Origin of the sequence: Candidatus Profftia lariciata, from assembly GCF_020541265.1 — a bacterium.
Taxonomy (GTDB): Bacteria; Pseudomonadota; Gammaproteobacteria; order Enterobacterales; family Enterobacteriaceae; genus Profftia; species Profftia lariciata.
In genome coordinates this window covers 508,196-529,391 of the sequence record NZ_CP045925.1, presented here as the reverse complement: position 1 = coordinate 529,391, position 21,196 = coordinate 508,196, and the positions used below count along the sequence as shown (strand labels likewise).

Annotated in this window: 9 protein-coding genes, 1 tRNA gene and 1 pseudogene; 5 read left to right on the top strand and 6 right to left on the bottom strand. The window is 21.8% G+C overall.

What is annotated here, in order from left to right:
• Positions 1-187: 187 nt before the first annotated feature.
• The 4 genes from cmk to GII40_RS01245 form a co-directional block, all read right to left on the bottom strand.
• A complete protein-coding gene (gene cmk / locus GII40_RS01260; RefSeq protein ID WP_226813582.1) occupies positions 188-871 on the bottom strand; it encodes a (d)CMP kinase in 684 nt (227 codons plus the stop codon).
• A 1,177-nt stretch (positions 872-2,048) separates the two neighbouring features.
• Entirely contained in the window at positions 2,049-3,329 is a 1,281-nt protein-coding gene (gene aroA, locus GII40_RS01255; protein WP_226813581.1) for a 3-phosphoshikimate 1-carboxyvinyltransferase, read from the bottom strand.
• A 5,053-nt stretch (positions 3,330-8,382) separates the two neighbouring features.
• Positions 8,383-8,601 (bottom strand): translation initiation factor IF-1, encoded by a 219-nt coding sequence (gene infA, locus GII40_RS01250; RefSeq protein ID WP_226813580.1) that lies wholly within the window; start codon positions 8,599-8,601, stop codon positions 8,383-8,385.
• A 704-nt stretch (positions 8,602-9,305) separates the two neighbouring features.
• Positions 9,306-9,379 (bottom strand) — tRNA-Arg (locus GII40_RS01245).
• A gap of 204 nt (positions 9,380-9,583) precedes the next feature.
• Here GII40_RS01245 and folD point away from each other — a divergent pair.
• The 3 genes from folD (at position 9,584) to dnaJ (ending at position 13,997) form a co-directional block, all read left to right on the top strand.
• A complete protein-coding gene (gene folD, locus GII40_RS01240; protein ID WP_226813579.1) occupies positions 9,584-10,453 on the top strand; it encodes a bifunctional methylenetetrahydrofolate dehydrogenase/methenyltetrahydrofolate cyclohydrolase FolD in 870 nt (289 codons plus the stop codon).
• Between the two features lie 402 nt (positions 10,454-10,855).
• On the top strand, positions 10,856-12,742 hold the full coding sequence (gene dnaK / locus GII40_RS01235) for a molecular chaperone DnaK (protein ID WP_226813578.1): 1,887 nt from the start codon (positions 10,856-10,858) through the stop codon (positions 12,740-12,742).
• Positions 12,743-12,869: 127 nt separating this feature from the next.
• Positions 12,870-13,997, top strand: coding sequence for a molecular chaperone DnaJ (gene dnaJ / locus GII40_RS01230; protein WP_226813577.1), 1,128 nt, complete (start codon positions 12,870-12,872; stop codon positions 13,995-13,997).
• Between the two features lie 1,613 nt (positions 13,998-15,610).
• Here dnaJ and GII40_RS01225 read toward each other — a convergent pair.
• Complete coding sequence (locus GII40_RS01225) at positions 15,611-16,213, bottom strand: peroxiredoxin C (RefSeq protein WP_226813576.1); 603 nt, start codon at positions 16,211-16,213, stop codon at positions 15,611-15,613.
• 1,485 nt (positions 16,214-17,698) lie between these two features.
• On the opposite strand from GII40_RS01225, the gene GII40_RS01220 reads away from it, so the two are divergent.
• Complete coding sequence (locus GII40_RS01220) at positions 17,699-18,424, top strand: UDP-2,3-diacylglucosamine diphosphatase (RefSeq protein ID WP_226813575.1); 726 nt, start codon at positions 17,699-17,701, stop codon at positions 18,422-18,424.
• A gap of 19 nt (positions 18,425-18,443) precedes the next feature.
• Here the strand turns inward: GII40_RS01220 and dnaT are convergent, their stop codons facing one another.
• Positions 18,444-19,004, bottom strand: coding sequence for a primosomal protein DnaT (gene dnaT / locus GII40_RS01215; RefSeq protein ID WP_226813574.1), 561 nt, complete (start codon positions 19,002-19,004; stop codon positions 18,444-18,446).
• A gap of 495 nt (positions 19,005-19,499) precedes the next feature.
• On the opposite strand from dnaT, the pseudogene sapA reads away from it, so the two are divergent.
• A pseudogene (sapA, locus tag GII40_RS01210) lies at positions 19,500-21,157 on the top strand (ABC transporter substrate-binding protein SapA).
• Positions 21,158-21,196: the final 39 nt, after the last annotated feature.

Below are 21,196 nucleotides of genomic sequence, written 5' to 3'. Positions count from 1 at the left end.
TCAAACTTCCTTTTTAATATACTATTTAATATAACCTGTGATCATCCATAATTACAGGAGATAAAATTATATAATATTTAATAAATAACAATAATAACAATTATTAACAATAATAACAACCTATAATTTATTATTATGCTATATAATGAAATATTTTATCTTTATATACTACTTTTAAAGTAATACTTTAGGAAAGTAGTAATATTTTATCAACATAAGTAAATACTTTATTAATAATTTGTTTAGAAGAAATATTAGTTGAATTTAAAATAAAAGCGTCATGTGCAGGAATAAGAGGTGATATATTGCGATAATAATCACGATAGTCACGTTCTTTCATGGTAGTTAAAATTTGCTGAAAATCAACATTAAAACCGTTTTGTTGCAACTGAAATAAACGACGACGAACACGTTCTTCAAAACTAGCATAAAGAAAAATTTTAATTAGCGCATCAGGAAAAACAATTGTACCCATATCTCTACCATTGGCTATAAGCCCTGGAAATTTACGCATTGTACGTTGGTAACGTAGTAAAATTTCTCTTACACCAGGAAAAACTGCAATTTGTGAGGCAATTCTTCCCAATATTTCAGTACGAATTATAGTACTAACATCTTTTCCTTCAAGAAGAACGTGTATCTCATTATTATATGTAAAAAAATACACATCTAAATTAAGTGCTAATGTAATCAAATGATTCTCAGACATAATACATACGTTATTTTGTAAAATATATAGTGCAAATACTCTATAAATGGTACCAGAATCTAAAATATACCATCTTAAATATTTATTTAATGCTTTGCATAGCGTACTTTTACCTGCACCACTTGGACCGTCAACAGTAATGACCGGAGGAGATATTACCATTAATTTTTCTCTTAATTATAAAATTAAATATTAGATGATATTAATATTGTATAGTAATTTTATGAGATTATTACTTAATATGAAAATTGTATTTTACTTAATAAACAATATTATTAAATAAGTGCAAATAATATTTCATAATGAAATAGTCTACTATTATTTTTTTATATTGTTTAGTGCTAAAATTTTTTAATTGTGTATTATATAATGCTATTATATTATTAATATGCAATGTATTTAATTAGTTATATATTATACTTAAATATTAATATAAATATAATTAATAAACAAAGAAAATATTTAAAACTATTAACTATAATTTTATTAAAAATATAATTGTTATTATAGTAATTATTAATTGAGTTAAATCTTATTGAATTAATATTTTTATTAAAATAAGCTACGCTTATAAGAATTATTTTACTTATATTGGATTAGACTAAATAATATATTATTTTTTTATTTATTAAATTATAGATCAATATCATTAATATTTTCTTGCACATTAAAGTATAACGAGTATTGTTATAATGCTCTTTAATATTTACATTGATATAAACTATAATTACCAAAATATAACTTACTAATATAATTTATATACAATATTATGTTATTATAACATATCTATATTATTACATAAATCAACTACATTACTAATAATATAGTTATTATTATAATAATAAATGTATCCAAAAATAATTTCATTTATAGATGTTTATAATATAGATAATTGTTATAATTATAAAACTTATGATTTATTTTACTATAAATAATAACATAAAAAACAAATATAATACAAACTCTACTTATTGTATCCTTAATAAAAAATATTATTATTAATAAGTTACAAATTGTAACTAATAATCATGATTAGATTATATAAATATTCTTTTTTAAAAAAGAATCTTTAGATTAAAAGATCTTTTAATAAATTTATCATTCTATAAAATATAACAGATAAGTAATAATTCTTAAAATTATATTATTAATGTATATTGAGCTCTATTATAAATTATTCAATAGCAAAATTACACTTTAAGTATCTCAAAATATATACTTAAATCTATTGAAGATGTATTACATTATATTTTAATTAAAATTTTTAGATAAAAATAAATTTTACAAAACACACAATAATCGAAAAAAACTTAATTTTTTAAAATTATTATTTATTATATCAATGACTTAAGCGAGCAAATTGCTGAAAATAATCAGGAAAAGTTTTTGCTGTACAATGAGGATCTAGAATAGTTATTGGCTTATCAGATAAAGCTACTAAAGAAAAACACATTGCTATTCGATGATCATTATAAGTACTAATTATAGAGTTATTAATATTTTTTGGTGGATCAATACGAATAAAATCTTTTCCCTCTTCTACTTTAGCCCCTACTTTACGTAACTCAGTGGCCATTGCATATAATCGATCTGTTTCTTTTACACGCCAATTATAAATATTATGGATAGTAGTTGGTGCATCAGCGAATAGTGCAGTAGTAGCAATTGTCATAGCTGAATCAGGTATGTGATTCATATTCATATTAATAGCATGTAATTTACGACGAGTACATTCAATAAAATTATTACCCCAAGTAATTTTAGCTCCCATTTTTTTTAATACATCAGCAAAAGCAATATCTCCTTGTACGCTATGTTTACCAATACCAGTGACACGAACAGTACCGCCTTTAATTGCTGCAGCTGCAAGAAAATAAGATGCAGAAGACGCATCACCTTCAATTAGATAATCACCAGGAGAAATATATTGCTGATTACCTGTAATATTAAATGTCTGATAATTTTTATGTTCTATATTGATACCAAATACAGACATCAATGACAATGTAATATCAATATAGGGTTTAGAAACTAGATCACCTTTAATCGAAATAATAGTATCTTTTTGAGCTAAGGGGGCCATAATAAGCAAAGAGGTTAAAAATTGACTAGAAATTGTTCCATCAATTTCAATATTACCACCGACATAATAACCATTTATAAGTAAAGGAGGATAGTTTTGTTGCTCAAGATAGTCAATTTTTGCACAACCTTGACGTAATGCATCAACTAAATGTCCAATAGGACGTTCTTTCATGCGTTGATCCCCTGTTAGAATAGTTTCACCATTACTCAGGCATAAAACAGCAGTTAATGGGCGCATTGCTGTTCCAGCATTACCTAAAAATAGTTTAAGGGGACGTTGTAATTGAAAAGCACCTCTATTACCTATAATCTCGCAACTAGTTTGATGTTCTGATAGTTGAATAGTAATGCCTAATTGTTTTAATGCAGTTATCATATGATGTACATCGTTACTATTCAATAAATTATGCAAACAAGTTGTGCCACTTGCAAGAGCAGCTAATAATAAGGCTCGATTAGAAATACTTTTAGAACCTGGTAAATTTATCTTACCGGAAAATTTTGTAATAGGCTGTAAAGTTATAGAATTTAGCATGGTAATTATGCTCCAATTTTTAATGAATATAGCTATATGTAATTATTTAATATTTATTAATCAAGTATAATTATTAATATATTACATTGTAATTTTACTTATGGGATAAAAAGAATAAGTTCCTTATAGAGTTATTTAACATTGAATTTATTTTACTGCATGTATGATTTTGCATAAAATATTAATATAAAAATATTTTTAATAGTTTTATAATAGACGTTGCTAAATATCTATTATTATATAATAATAATTATTTAAAGATTTGAATCTTATGTGGAATAAGATTTTATTATCATATGAATGAACTCTAAATTTTTCATATATAATATTACATTAATTATCAATCAAATATAAAAATATTATGTTATTTAGTCTTTATAGTTTATGTGGATGTATATTGAGTACATTTCTTGTTAAAATATTTTTATTTATAAAGTAAAATAATAATGTAGAGTATATTTAACATAATTATTTAATAATTGATATGTTATAAGAATATTTTAGTGTTCAAATATTTAGAGTATACAATGTTTTATATTTTTAAAAGTATGTTATATTTTAAATATACAATATTATTTACCATATCCTAATATCTTATTATGTGAAAAATACTTTTATAATAATCATTATTAATTACAATAATTATAAAAAATATTTTATTTATCAGTTATTTGTATCAATGAAATTCTAATATGTTTAATATATAAAAAATTTTTTAGTAATTTATATTATATACATAAAATTGTGATTTTAGTTATACAATTGTTATTTTTTAATTCCATTATCAGCATTACTAGCATAAAAAATATTTTAATATATCTTATTTAATTTACATTTGATAATGTATCATCACTTTAGATTTATATTGGTATAATATATTTAATATTATAATAAACATATTACTAATATAACATCATTATATTGTGAATATATTAAATTAATTATTTAATAATCAAAGTCATAATAATTTAATATAATATTTATTATTTAATATAATAAATATTATATTAACGAAATTATTTTTTAGATATCAATATTTTGCTTATATGTTTATTGTAAATTGTATAGTTTATACTATAGTTAATTTTTTGGTATAAATATATGTATCCTTAATATCATTCAAATAAATTATTACATAATTTTTAATACTACTAGGTATGAGTAGTTTTTTAATTTTAGTATTATTACAATCTATATTAATAAAGTAAATGTTATAAAAATGTATAATATCTTTACTATTATATATATCACATATAATAATATTTTTTATATAAAAAATATTATTAGAGTTACATATTATTATAAATAATTTTATAATTTATTTGAATTGTATATATAAAATATTTTATTATTTTTCTTGAAATTATATATAAAAAATATATTACTTGTTAGCATATTAATTATTATTAAATAATTAATTATATTAATATAAAATATTAAAATTTTACAATACATAAAATGTATTTTTGATCTTCATTATTTCAGTAATTATTATTTTTTATATAATTAATTCATATATTTTTATTTCAAAATATTTTTATATAAAATATGAATAAATAGTATTATGATATAATAGTAATTTTTTATTGTACATCAATAAATATTTTATATTTGTTATCTATTAAACAAAATTAAGATTTTTTAAAAAAATCTTATTAAGAATATTAAACCAATTATATATATTAAGAATAATATATACTATAGAATATATCTTTATTTTTTCAGAAAAAATAAAAAATAGTTTTATTTATAATTAAATACTTTTAATTATTAAATAATGATATATATAAACTATAGATATAAAAATATTTTTTAATAAAAAATTTATATTCTATATAATAGTATACAGTAAAATACATAAATGTTAATATAAATTACAATAATTGTATTATTATTTTTTTAATAATAATAAATAAAAATACTTAATAAACACAATAATTCTTCTTTATTAAAGAATTGATATAATATGTAAAATATAAATAAAAATTTTGAGTATATTAAAAGATAATTTTTAAGACTTAAAATATATCAATTATACTAATAAATATTCTTAAAACTCTTATTTTTTAAGAAAAAATTTAATTAAAAATTACTATAATAATAAAATTTTATAAGTATTGTGAAATAATTCTATATATATTTAAGATATACGATAAGAATAATTTAGATGCTAATAGTTAAATAATTAGATTTATTATGAAAATAATTTCAATACAATTATATTACAATAATGCTGAATAATAATTATTTCTCCATAAGATTGACAGTATTACACAATATAAAAATAAAATTTACTAAAATCATTATATAACTTATTAAAGCTAAATGATTAAATATTGATTAATTTTAATAAATATTACTAACTATTACTTAATACTAACCTTATTAATACTAATTATTAATTATAAATTAGTATAATTTACATATATTGTATATAATAATATTATTTTTTAATAGATATACAATATACAATGGTAAATTTTACAAATTAATAATCTTGTTAAAGATATTGAATATATTTAGTAAAATTATTTTGTATGATATTGATCATTAATGACCTTTAAATAAATTAGTATTTCTTTTCTTTTAAAATTTTTAATAAAAATATTTAATTTAATACATAGTATTATAAAAATAATAAAATAATATAGAATATTTATAAAATTATATTAAATAAGTATAATTATATGGAGTACTTTTACAAAGTAGAATATTACATTAAATATATTTATTATTAATATAATATTTATTATATAATAAACTAAAATCATAATAATATTTTAAATATTAAATATTATTAAGCAATTAACATATTAAAAATATTCTTGTACAAAAAATATATTTATATTAAAAAAATTTTAATATTCTTTAAATACAATAAAAATACTACATTATAGATATAAAATGTTTTAATATTATATACACAAAAATATTTAATTATTAATTAATTATTTTTTAATAAAAAATTAATAAAAATATAATTTATTTTTAATACAATACTATTAGTTCATTGAAATATTAAGTATAGTATTACTTATAAGTAAATAATATGTATTCATTTAGATTACTTTTATGCTTAGATAATAATATTTTGTTAAATTGTTTTATTTGTATAATTAGTTATGTACTATATAATAGTATTTAAAATACATTATATAGCATTATTTTATAAAAAAATTTAAATAGCTTATTTTACAATAAATATAAAAATGATTGATTAAAATATATTATTTATAATAATTTTTTAAAAAATATAGAATAACATGATAATGTTAATATTAAATAACAATATAACTAAATTTTACAAAAAACATAAAATACATAATAATTTACTAAAGTAAACTTATATAAACAATTAAGTGTAATTATTTATCACACTTATAACAGTATAAAATATCATGTTTATAAAATATCTTATTTTTAAATAATTAGTATAACTTAGCGTAGATAATAAATATTATAATATCTTTTAGAAAGTCTAGTCTATATTATTATTTATTAATTAATTAATATAAATTTTTATTGAAAGTATGTTTATAAAAATTTCTTATAAATTAAGATATAACTAATAAAAATAGTTATAAATATATTTAAATTATTAGTAATAAAATAAAAAATATTTTTTAGAAACATCTCAATAAAATATATTATTACAATTACTATTAGTAATTGTTATGAAGATAACTATGATAATAATTTAAATATTATTAAATAATATTTTATGTATATATCTGTTTATTTTTAGTTAAATTGTATCCATAATTAATATGAATATTAATATTAATTATATTGTAATATCATTAAATAACTAACTAATATATTAACATATAATTTAATTAATATAATTACATATTACTTAAAATAATTTATTAATGAAGTTATAGATTGTTATATAAGATTATTGATTATTATTTTATTTATTACTATTATTATGATTTATTATATATGTTATTTTTACGTAAAAAGTATTATATGAATATTATATTATTTATATTAATATTTTTTGTATGAAAAATATTATATGATATTTCATCAATGCATATTATTAAATAATTTATTATAAAATCAATAATTGATAAACTTATTGCATAATAATTACTGTTAAAGGAAAATAATTATATTACTAAAAATAAATATACTATTCACTTGAAAAATTTAATTTTTTATTTCACAATAACTATTGTTATAGGTTGATAAAATATAATTTGTTATGAACAAAAGTATTATCAATATTACTTTAATTAATTAATAATTATTATATAGTATATTAATTTAAAATTATGTAATTAAATTATTTATAATACAAAATTTAAATAATTAATACAGTTAAATCTCGTTAAAATATATAATGTACAATTATTAATACTTTAAATATAAATTAATACATTAATTATAAATTATTATGGAATAACAAATATTAATTAATGTAAAAATATTTTACTAGAATACACAACCAACATATATTATTTAATTGAATTAAAATATTATATCATTATACCTTTCATAAGGTAAAAATTTTTATATTATAAAAAGAATTAAAATACATTGCTATATTGATATAGTATATTATTATAGATATAATAATATATCAAATGATTAGTAATAAATCAAAATTTTTATTAATTACACATAATATAGTAATAAATAATAAAATAAATAAAAAGATAAAAAATAAATATCTATGTATTTAAAATAATTTTTTTAAAAACAAGCATTTAATTTAATTACATTAGTTATTATTTATCTAATTTGACACATTTAATGTGTTTTAATTATAATGATAGATCAATATATATTTATTTTTTGTGATAAAAATTAATTCAGATTACATAGTTTATTATCATATTATTTGATATTAATTTATTTTTTTATTATAAGGACTATCATTACAATAAAATAATTTAATATATCTGCATATTCTCTAATAAAGATAATTATCTTTTAACAGAAAATAATAATTTAAATATTAATTATTTATAATATTTCATTGTAAATAATGATATAATAAATATTTACAATAAATACTGCAAATAATTAAATTTATTGCAAACTATTATCTACTACGAAAAATAATTCGTCCTTTACTCAGATCATAAGTAGTTAATTCAACAGTTACTTTATCTCCTGTTAAAATACGGATATAATTTTTACGCATTTTTCCAGAAATATGCGCAGTAACAACATATCCATTTTCTAATTCAACACGAAACATTGTATTTGGTAATGTATCAAGTACGGTACCTTGCATTTCAATATTATCTTCTTTAACCATCTAATCCTCTAGATATATGCACTATGTTTTTATTGACAATATAATCTTGATAACTAAATCTTTTATACAAAAAATTAATTTTCGTTATGATTAAAAAATAAAGTTATAATATAGCTAAAAAAATAATAGCTACTTATTTTTATTCAGTTATTATTAATTAATATTGTTAAAATATTCATTAATAATAATGAATGATTATATAAAATCATTTAGCGCATCATTAATAATATCAAATTTTATATTTTTAATACTTTAGTCAATATTCTCTAAATAAACACATAAAATATGTATTATTAATTTAATATGTGTTATTAGTTTTATAAATTAAAAATATTTTTTTTTGATAAATTATTATTAAAATTATTTTAATAATATTATTTAATAATATAAATTGCACATTAAATGAGGTATTTATATTAGAATAAATCTTGATTTTAACACAATAGTGTGCTTTATATTAAAAAGTAAAAGATTATGATTTTTAATAATACTTCAATAATTTATTAATGTCAAATAAAAAAATATTTTTATTATGTATATTATTATACTTATAACATATGCTTGTATGCTATATAATTTTATGTAAACTATTAATTCATTAAAATAAAAATAATATATAAATTTTTTTATATATTAAAACATAAAAAATATTACTTCAAGAGAAGATATCATAAAAATATATTATTTTAATATTTACATAGTTGTACGCCCTACAGGATTCGAACCTGTAACCTGCGGCTTAGAAGGCCGGTGCTCTATCCAACTGAGCTAAGGGCGCATTCAAACTAATATATTTATAATATAACTAAAAATATTAATTAGTAAATAAAATTTATTATTATACATTCAGTATGATGTTAGTCAATACCTTGTAGGGTTTACCTATCTTTTATTGAATTACTTTTACTTTTATTATTATAATAATTTATATCATACTTACAATAAACAGTCCTTGTTTAAACATGAATGGATTTAATGATAAATGGCAGCAAATATTATTAATGGTAAAATGATTGCTCAAGAATTAAGAAGTAAAATGACTACTTATATGCAACAACATCTAGCTAAAGGAAAACGTGCTCTTGGACTAGCTGTTATCTTAGTAGATCAGTATAACTCAGCTTCTCAAATGTATGTCAGTAGTAAACGTCGCGCTTGCAAAGAAGTAGGTGTGATATCTAAATTTTATGATCTTCCTGTTTCAACTACAGAAAAACAATTATTAAATTTAATTGATTATTTAAATATTGATAATACTATTGATGGTATTTTGGTGCAATTACCTTTGCCATTAAAGATTACAAATATGAATATTTTTGAGCGTATTTGTCCGGGTAAAGATATTGATGGTTTTCATCCATATAATATAGGTCGTTTATGTCAACGCTCTCCTAAATTGTGTCCCTGTACTCCTCGTGGTATTATAACTATGTTAGAATATTATAAAATTAATACCTATGGTTTAAATGCATTGGTAATTGGAGCATCTAATATCGTTGGCCGTCCTATGGGCCTGGAATTACTATTAGCAGGTTGTACTACTACTATTACACATCGTTTTACTAAAGATTTACAAAAACATGTTGAGAATGCCGATCTAGTAGTAGCGGCTGTTGGTAAACCTTATTTTATTCCCGGTACATGGATTAAACCTGGTGCAATTATTATAGATGTTGGTATCAATCGTTTAGAAAATGGACAAATAGTTGGTGATGTTGAATTTGATATAGCAGTAAAACGTGCTAGTTGGATTACTCCAGTTCCTGGTGGCGTCGGACCAATGACTGTAGCTACAGTCATTCAGAATACAATACAAGCTTATGAAACATTTAATCATAATCATTTTGAATGATGATGTATTTAATATAGTGATATTTTTTTAAAAAATTTATTGTTGGATATGTTGCACTTTGATAAATAATACCAAAATATACACATATCCAACAATAAATCTTAAAGTATATAAAAGTAATTTTTAAGTTCTATTATTCTATTTTATTATACGTTTCTCTCAAAAGAATAATTTTTATTAAAAAAATATTTAATAAATCATTGTTTATATGTATTTTAAGAATATTTAAATTTTTATTTAAACAATCATATTTTTTTGTTGTTTATAAAACAATCATATTTTACTTATTAAAGATATTTAGCTATTATACAATAGCTAAAACAAAGCGGTTGAAAAACAAAATATTGCCCCCACCTACGGTAACAACTAAATTAATAATAAAATGCTTAGTGGAGATGTTCGATGGGTAAAATTATTGGTATCGATCTTGGTACAACTAATTCTTGTGTGGCTGTAATAGATGGGACTAATGCACGTGTTCTGGAAAATGCAGAAGGTGATCGTACTACTCCTTCTATTATCGCATATACTCAAGATGGGGAAATTTTAGTTGGTCAACCTGCAAAACGTCAAGCAATCACTAATCCGCAAAATACTTTATTTGCGATAAAACGTTTAATTGGTCGTCGTTTCGAAGATGAAGAAGTCCAACGAGATAAAAATATTATGCCTTTTGGTATCGTTGCAGCTGACAATAATGATGCTTGGGTAGAAGTTAAAGGTAAAAAAATAGCTCCACCACAAATTTCAGCTGAAGTTTTAAAAAAAATGAAAAAAACTGCAGAGGACTTTTTAGGTGAATCTATTAATGAAGCAGTTATAACTGTTCCTGCATACTTTAATGATGCTCAACGTCAAGCTACCAAAGATGCTGGTCGCATTGCAGGATTAGAAGTAAAACGTATTATTAATGAGCCAACTGCAGCTGCTTTAGCTTATGGTTTAGATAAGGAAATAGGGACTCGTACTATAGCAGTTTATGATTTAGGTGGTGGTACTTTTGATATTTCTATAATAGATATTGATGAAGTTGATGGAGAAAAAACATTCGAGGTATTAGCAACAAATGGTGATACTCATTTAGGTGGTGAAGATTTTGATAGTCGTTTAATTAATTATTTAGTAAAAATTTTCACAAAAGAACAAGGAATAGATCTACGTAATGATCCTCTGGCAATGCAGCGTCTAAAAGAAGCTGCTGAAAAAGCAAAAATTGAGTTATCGTCTGCTCAGCAAACAGAAGTAAATTTACCGTATATCACTGCAAATGCATCTGGTCCAAAACATATGACAATAAAAGTAACTCGTGCTAAACTGGAGTCATTAGTTGAAGATCTTATTAATCGTTCTATGGAACCGCTAAAAGTAGCATTAAAAGATGCAGGATTATCTGTATCTAAAATACAAGATGTTATATTAGTTGGTGGTCAAACTCGTATGCCTATGGTTCAAAAGAAAGTTGCTGATTTCTTTGGTAAAGAGCCACGTAAAGACGTTAATCCAGATGAAGCAGTCGCAATTGGTGCTGCTGTTCAAGGTGGCGTGCTAAGCGGTGAAGTCAAAGACGTTCTATTATTAGATGTGACCCCTTTATCTCTAGGGATAGAAACTATGGGAGGAGTAATGACTTCTCTTATTTCAAAAAATACGACTATACCAACCAAACATAGTCAAATTTTTTCAACAGCTGAAGATAATCAATCTGCTGTAACTATTCATGTTATTCAAGGTGAACGTAAACGTGCTACAGATAATAAATCTTTAGGTCAATTTAACTTAGATGGTATTCAACCTGCACCACGTGGTATGCCACAAATTGAGGTTACTTTTGACATTGATGCCGATGGTATTTTGCATGTATCAGCTAAAGATAAAAATAGCGGTAAAGAACAAAAAATAACTATTAAAGCTTCTTCTGGATTAAACGAGGAAGAAATTAAAAAAATGGTTCTTGATGCAGAAACAAATGCTGAATTTGATCGTAAATTTGAAGAATTAGTACAAATACGTAACCAAGCTGATCAGCTAGTTCATAGCACTCGTAAACAAATAGAAGAAGTTGGTGATAAACTACCAATAGAAGATAAATCTCTTATTGAAACTGCTTTGACTGAATTAGATGTTGCATCAAAAGGAGAAAATAAAGATGAAATAACAAAAAAAATACAAAATGTAATTCAACATTCAGGTAAACTTTTAGAAATTGCACGGCAAAAACCTGAAACAAATAATAATAAAGATGGAGATGTAGTAGACGCTGAATTTGAAGAAGTTAAAGATAAAAAATAATTGTCCTTAATAATTCTTAATAACAACTAAATGAAAATATTAAATAATCATTTACAGTATTCATAATAGCACAAACGTCAACAAATAACGTTTGTATAAGTTATATTAAGGATACAGGATATACAGAATGGCAAAAAGAGATTATTATGAAATTTTAGGTATACCACGTAATGCGGAAGAACGCGACATAAAAAAAGCGTATAAACGTATGGCTATGAAATTTCATCCTGACCGTAACAAAGAAGATAAAAAAGCAGAAGAGAAGTTTAAAGAAGTTAAAGAAGCTTATGAAATTTTAACTGATTCACAAAAACGGGCAGCATATGATCATTATGGTCATGCAGCTTTCGAACAAGGTAATATGAATGGCAGTAACAGTCAAAGTGGATCAGACTTTAGTGATATTTTTGGTGATGTATTCGGTGATATATTTGGCGGAGGACATCGTCAACGTACAGCTAGTGGTGCCGATTTACGCTATAAAATGGAACTAACATTAGAAGAAGCAGTAAGAGGTATAACTAAAGAAATTAAGATTCCTGCACTCGTTAAATGTGAATTATGTAATGGTAGTGGTGCAAAAAAAGATACTACCCCTATAACCTGTCCAACTTGTCATGGAGCAGGTCAGGTACAAATACGTCAGGGATTTTTTACAGTACAACAACCATGTCCATATTGTCATGGACATGGTCAAATAATTAAAAATCCATGCAATCAATGTCATGGTCATGGCCGTATTGAAAAGTTAAAAATACTATCAGTAAAAATTCCTGCTGGAGTCGATACAGATGACCGTATCCGATTAAGTGGTGAAGGTGCTGCTGGTAAACAAGGAGCACCAGCAGGAGATTTATATGTACAAGTTAAAGTTAAAGAACATCCAATTTTTGAGCATCAAGATAATAATTTATTTTGTGAAGTACCAATAAATTTTGTAATGGCAGCTTTAGGAGGTGAAATTGAAGTACCTACTTTAGATGGCCGTATAAAATTAAAAATACCCGCTGAAACACAAACAGGAAAAATGTTTCGTATGCGCGGTAAAGGCATTAAATCTGTCCGTAATAACTCCCAAGGAGATCTAATATGTCGCATAGTAGTTGAAACCCCTGTTAAATTAAATGATAAACAGAAATATCTATTGCGTGATTTAGAAAAAAGTTTTTGTGATTCTTCTAACGTTAATAATAGTCCTCGTTCTAAAAGTTTTCTTGAAGGTGTAAAAAAATTTTTTGATGATTTAACTAGATAATAATGTTATTTTTAATATAAAAAGTTGTTATAATATAGTCATATCTAATAATTAAATATTTTTATATAATCAATTATTAAAATAATTATAGATTATACTGAATAAATTATTATTGATAATAAGTATTGACTCGTATTATAATACGATTAAAGGTAAGATTAATTTTATAAAAGTAGTGTATCAGTAATACTATCACCTTAGATTTCGTAAAAATTATAAATTTAATGACGTAGTATATTATAGTGCAGTTAAAACTACGTCTATTATTTAATTTTAAATAATAAAAATAATATACTATCTTTTTTATTAAAAATAATTAAAATTATATTTAATATAATAGACTATGTATCTTATTAAAATAAGATTTTATTATATAATAATGCAACTTACTATACTAAGTATTTAGTATATATAATACAATATATTAAATAAAATATTATTACAATAGAAGGTATATCTTGTATGAATTACTATCTATATGTCATTAGAATAAAGAACATAACTAATCAATTTGTTATTTTATAAAAATTTAGAAGAAATTACTATAAATATAGTGAATCATTATCAATAGTAAATACAAATCATTATATTATTCTATTACTATATAGTAATAGGTACATATTTTAAAGTAAAAATATTTATGATAAATTAAATAAAGTATATTTTTGTTATCTTTTGCATACATTATACAATATCGTACTAAAAATATTTTTCTTATATAAAATACTAGTTATCTTTAAATGATATATAATAAATTAATAATTTAATATCAATTACAATAAAATATATATTTTATATATCAATTTTAACTTTTTTATAAAAAAGTATTTGTCAAAAATATTTTTTAATAAAATTTTTGACAAAAAATACGATTATGAAATATTAATTCATATAAAATGTATTATTTAAATTAATAATAGCTTATTAAATAAATTATTTGATGGATATATATTCATGTAAATACATCTATGATTACATAACTAGAACTAGTTATTAGTTTAATATAAAATATCAATATAATTATTATTATTTTACTATATAAAATTTTTTATTTTATTTTTTCTAAAAAATATTGTAATAAATCAAAATAAATATTTAATATATAGAATATTAATAAATAATATATTATATTATACTTAATATTTATATAAATTAAATTTTTTTACAAAAAATATTACATTTAATACATAAACAGTTATGTATTATTATCTATAATAACTATTAATTAAAAAAGAAATAATATAAAAAATCATTAATTTATAGAACTATAATATTTTATTAACACGTTAAGATTATTTTATAATCTATAGTTTTAAAAAAATATTAAAACTATTTTTTATAATATGAACAAATTGAAGTATGTAATAATTTTTTATAACACAATACTTTGTATTGATAAAATAATATTATGTTTAATTTTAATTATATCTGATAATAAAATAATCAACAAATTATTGTTATTTGCAGAAGAAATCATTTAGTGATAATAAAAAATTAATTTCTCCTGCTTTGATTAAATAATATTTTTATGTATCATGTTATAAATATATTTTTAATATTTCTTTAACATCAATATATTTTATTGACCTTATTTTAGTTTTATAAATATTGTTTTATAATTTTGTAGCATGTTTAGACAAATATTTAGCAACACCATCTATAGATGGTTTTATACCTTCTTGACCTTTTTCCCATTGAGCTGGACAAACATTACCGCATTCTTCATGGAACTGTAGAGCGTCAATCATACGCAACATTTCATCAACATTACGTCCTAAAGGTAAATCATTAACAACTTGATGACGAATAATACCCTTAGTATCTATTAAAAAAGATCCACGTAAAGCTATTCCATGTTCTGGATGTTCAATACCATATGCTTGCATAATTTCATGTTTAATATCAGAAATCATTGGATAGTTAATAGGACCTATACCGCCATTCTTAACAGAAGTATTACGCCATGCATTATGTACAAATACAGAGTCTATGGAAACTCCAACAATTTTTACTCCACGAGATTTAAATTCTTCATAACGATTATGAAAAGCAATCAGTTCAGAAGGACATACAAAAGTAAAATCCATTGGCCAGAAAAATATTACTGTTGATGTATTTTGTATAAATTCTTTAAAATCAAAATTTTCAATTATTTTACCATTTCCTAGTACAGCAGTAGCAGTAAAATTAGGGGCTGGACGAGTCACTAAAATCATATACACTCCTATTTATTGTATGTTAAAGTATTTTATTACTATATTATTACGAAATAACTAAGACTAATATAAATGAATATTAGAGATATTAAATTAATAAAATATTTTTTATTTTTTAAATATGCAAGTATACATATATATAAAATTACTATAAAATATAATATAGTTATATTTTATTAAAATAACAATATATTAAATATATAGCATATTTTAATATATTTAATCAAAAACTTTTAATTACCTCAAAAGAATCATTAATTTAGCACAGAACAATCAAAAATATTAGAAATAATCATTAAATCAAATTATTTATGACTATATAATAAATAATTACTAAATCATAAAAACTTATTTAATTGATATATTTATTATTAAAATAATTTATTAACAGAACGATTTAATTTAATAAAATTAAAATACTATACATAATTACGTATATATATTTAAAATATATATAAATATAATTATATATAGTGTTTAACTAAACATTAAAAATAATTTTTTAAAAAAATAAATATCTACTATTTAATATAAGACATAATGATAAATTTTATATAAAATATTTATTAAGATCATATTATTAAAATAATAAAAATATTTTTACACTACTAATATATAAGTAATTAGTATATATAATATTTTTTTATTTTTTATGTAATTTTTACATTATTCTTGCGTATTATTATACTTTAAATATTATTTCATATAAACAATATATCATATATTTATATTATTATCATATAAAGTATTTCGCATCATATAAATAAATCAGAAAAATAAAAATTTTTTCACATACATAATAAATTATATACTTAATAAATATTAAATAGTTATTCATTAAATGTCATTGAATTAATTTTAAAAATATTTTAAATATTATATAATATATTTTATTGTCATAAAATATATTTGAAGTAAAAATATCACTTTAATAAATAAGATATTACATTATCATTTATAATGATGTTATTAAATTTTTTAATATAATTAAAAGAACGTTTTAATGTGTATTGCTTCCATCATGATGCTTATGTTATAGAACATTCATAATAACAATATAATTGTATTACCTTACTCTTAATTATTACCTTAAAATATCTTTCTAAAATATATTATTAAATATTTGATTAGTTAGTATATTAGTGTTATATCTTAATATAATAAAATTATATATTTCAATACTAAAAAACAAAATATTTTTATATATACTTTATGGTACAATTACAATAATATTCCTTAAAAATATAATTTTAATAATGATATCATCATGATAAACTGATGACATAATGGTTTAATTAATTTTTCTATTAATAATAATAAGATGCTTTATAGTTAAGTAAATAATTAATGAAATAAATTAAAAATTTAATATGCTTAGTAAGCACACTATAAATTATTAATAATTATTTAACATATACAGAAAAATTTTCTACTTATTAAAATAATCACAACATATTTAAACTTAAGATAATTATCGCATTCTTTATGCGCACTTTATTTACTGCAGATTTACATCTTAGTGAACAACAACCAAAAATAATAAATGGTTTTCTACGATTTTTGCGGGTTAATGCTTATGAAGCAGATGCACTGTATATTCTTGGTGATTTTTTTGAATATTGGATTGGTGATGACGATCCTCAACCTTTACACCGTGAAATAGCAGCAGCTCTACGCGATATTACTATTTCTAAAGTACCATGTTATTTTATTCACGGAAATCGTGATTTTCTTATTGGTAAACGCTTTGCTAAAGAATGCGGAATGATATTATTGCCACAAGAAAAAAAAATATCTCTGTATGGACATACAATAATAATCATGCATGGTGATACTTTATGTACCGATGATCTAGATTATCAACGTTATAGTAAAACAGTACATAATACTTTAATCCAAAATATATTTTTATGTTTACCCATATGCACTCGTTTAAATATAACAGATAAAATACGTCATCGCAGTCAGTTAATTAATAATTTTAAAACTAAGACTATAATGGATGTTAATCCACAAGCTGTCATTAACGTATTAGAAAGAAATAAAGCTGATTGGCTAATACATGGACATACTCATCGTCCAGCACTGCATAATATTACAGTATCAAATGGTAAACTAGCAAAAAGAGCAGTATTAGGAGCATGGCATCGTAGTGGTTCAATGATTAGTGTTACCCCAGAAGGTATTGAATTAATAGAATTTCCATTATAAAAATTAATATTATAATGTTTTAACCTCTAAAGCCCTGAGGAATAAAACAATACTGTTCACTTGTATAATTAATATCTTTTTTGATTTGAGTGGCGCCTTTAATAATACGGTATTGCTGAATACTACGTGCTAATTTTTGCTGCCATTGTATATGGTAGAATACTTTTTCTTCAGCCTGCCAATAATCTACAAATGATGCTAATTCAGTTTTATTGACTGGGCATGTAAGATTATATCCCCACATTGCGGCCATACGCAAAAAATCTTTATCAGGTTGCCATCCAACATACATAGCAAATTTTTTTAAAGGAATAGAAATATTTTTTAAGGATGAAGTCAATTTTTTATCATTTAACAAGCAATCTTTTAAAACTACTTCTGAATTAGAAATATTACACATATTTTCAAAAGCCAAAAGTTTAGCCATTTTTTCTGGTGTTACAGCATAAAAAATAGGTGTTAGCATATTTTTATGAAATACACTAATTATATCATTATTTCCAGATTTGAATACTTTTTCTGGGTCCGCACTGAATATGTCTAAACTAGTAATTAAAGAATCTAAAATTTTAACAGACATGTTTTTACTCCAAGATAGTAGAACTGGATAACAGAGCAACTATAAATTTTTAGAAAAAATTTTATTGATATATTGTAAGTTATTGAGGTATTTTATTAAAATTTATAATCAATAAATTGATTATATCATAAGATTAATGTATTGATAAAAAATATTAATTCTTATTAGTACTTTATTAAAGTAGCATTAGCAACATAAAATTAAAATTATATTTTTTAACAAAATTTAGTATTATTTTAATTAATTATTAATTAATTACACAAATATAAAACATATATTATATTTAATGTATAAAGTTTATTTTTCAAATAAATACAAAATTATTTAAAATATATAACTATATTAATAATATATTAAAGTAATAAATATATGTATTTTCTTAGAAAGAATGCATTCAACCTTAGTAAATAAAATCTATTTATTGTAATGATTTGGTTACCTGATAATGTAGGTTAGACTTAATACTCTTTACTTAATAACGTCTTGATGCTTAATATGCATGGTTTAAAGTATTTAATACTAATATTAATATATTTATCTTCCTTTATAATAGCAGCCAATGCTATTTCTATTAATAAAATTAAGTTAATACCTCTGATATTCATCAAAACGGTTTTATTTATTGTATTAGTGGAATTATTAATACCTTCAATCTACAAATGACTAGCAGCGGTCTGATAGTAGATACGTTAGCTGATCAACTATATAATAAATTACTAAAAATTGATCCATATACATATCATTTAATTCCTGAATTAGCACAACGTTGGGAAATATTAGATTCAGGTGCAAGATATATATTACATTTGCGTAAAAATGTTTCTTTTCAAAAGACACGTTGGTTTAAACCTATGCGAAACATGAACGCTAATGATGTCGTATTTAGTTTTAATCGTATGTTTGTTCGCAAACATCCATATCATAATCTAAATGGTGGTCATTATCTTTATTTTGATAGCCTACAATTTATATACACAGTGCAAAGTATACATAAATTAGATAATTATACAGTAGAAATTTGTCTTAAACAGCCTAATGTATCTTTTTTGTGGCACTTAGCAACCCATCATGCACCTATTTTATCGGCTGAATATGCTAATATTTTAATGAAAGAAAATAAAAAAGAAAAAATTGATTATTTGCTAGTTGGAACTGGACCTTTTATGCTTAATGAATATCATGCAGGACAATATATTCGTTTAAAAAAACACGATGCTTTTTGGAAAGGTAAACCATGTATGCCCCAAGTTATTATTGATCTTGCAGCAGGGGGTACAGGATATTTATCAAAATTATTAACAAGAGAATGCGATGTTCTTGCTTATCCTGCAGCTAGTCAGCTAAGTATTTTACGAAATGATCTGCGACTGATACTTAGTCCAAGTATGAACATAGCATATTTAGTTTTTAATACTCAAAAAAAGCCATTAGATAATATCAATGTAAGACGTGCTATTGCGTATTCTATTAATAATAAACGTCTTATGCAGTCTATATATTATGGTACAGTAGAAATGGCTACATCTATACTACCACGTACTTCCTGGGCATATGATCAAAAAGCTAATACTACCGAATACAATCCAGAAAAATCAATAACATTACTAAAACAAGCTGGCGTAGATAATTTAAGCTTACAACTTTGTGTGCCTACTAGATCTCAAGTCTACAATTCTAGTCCGTTAAAAACTGCAGAATTAATACAGGCTGATATGGCACAAGTAGATATTCATGTGAGTATTGTGTCAGTTCAAGGACAATCTCAAGAACAACATTTAAGTGATATGAATTATGATATAATATTATCAGGATGGGTAATCGATAGTAATGATCCGGACAATTTATTTCGTCCATTACTAAATTGTGCAGCTATTGACTCTCAGACTAATTTATCGTATTGGTGCGATCCATCATTCGACTATTTACTACATAAATCTTTATTATCGCAAAATATTGTACAGCGCATTATATATTATCAAAATGCACAAAAAATTCTTGCAGAACAGTTACCTATTTTACCGTTAGTTTATTTTTTACATCTACAAGTGTATCACCATGATATTCAAGGACTTATATTAACTCCTTTTGGTAATATATCTTTTGCAGATGTATGTCGTAAAAATAATATCAATAGATTATGCAAACTTCATTAATATTTAATTTATAAAAACATTAAACATATAAATAACTAC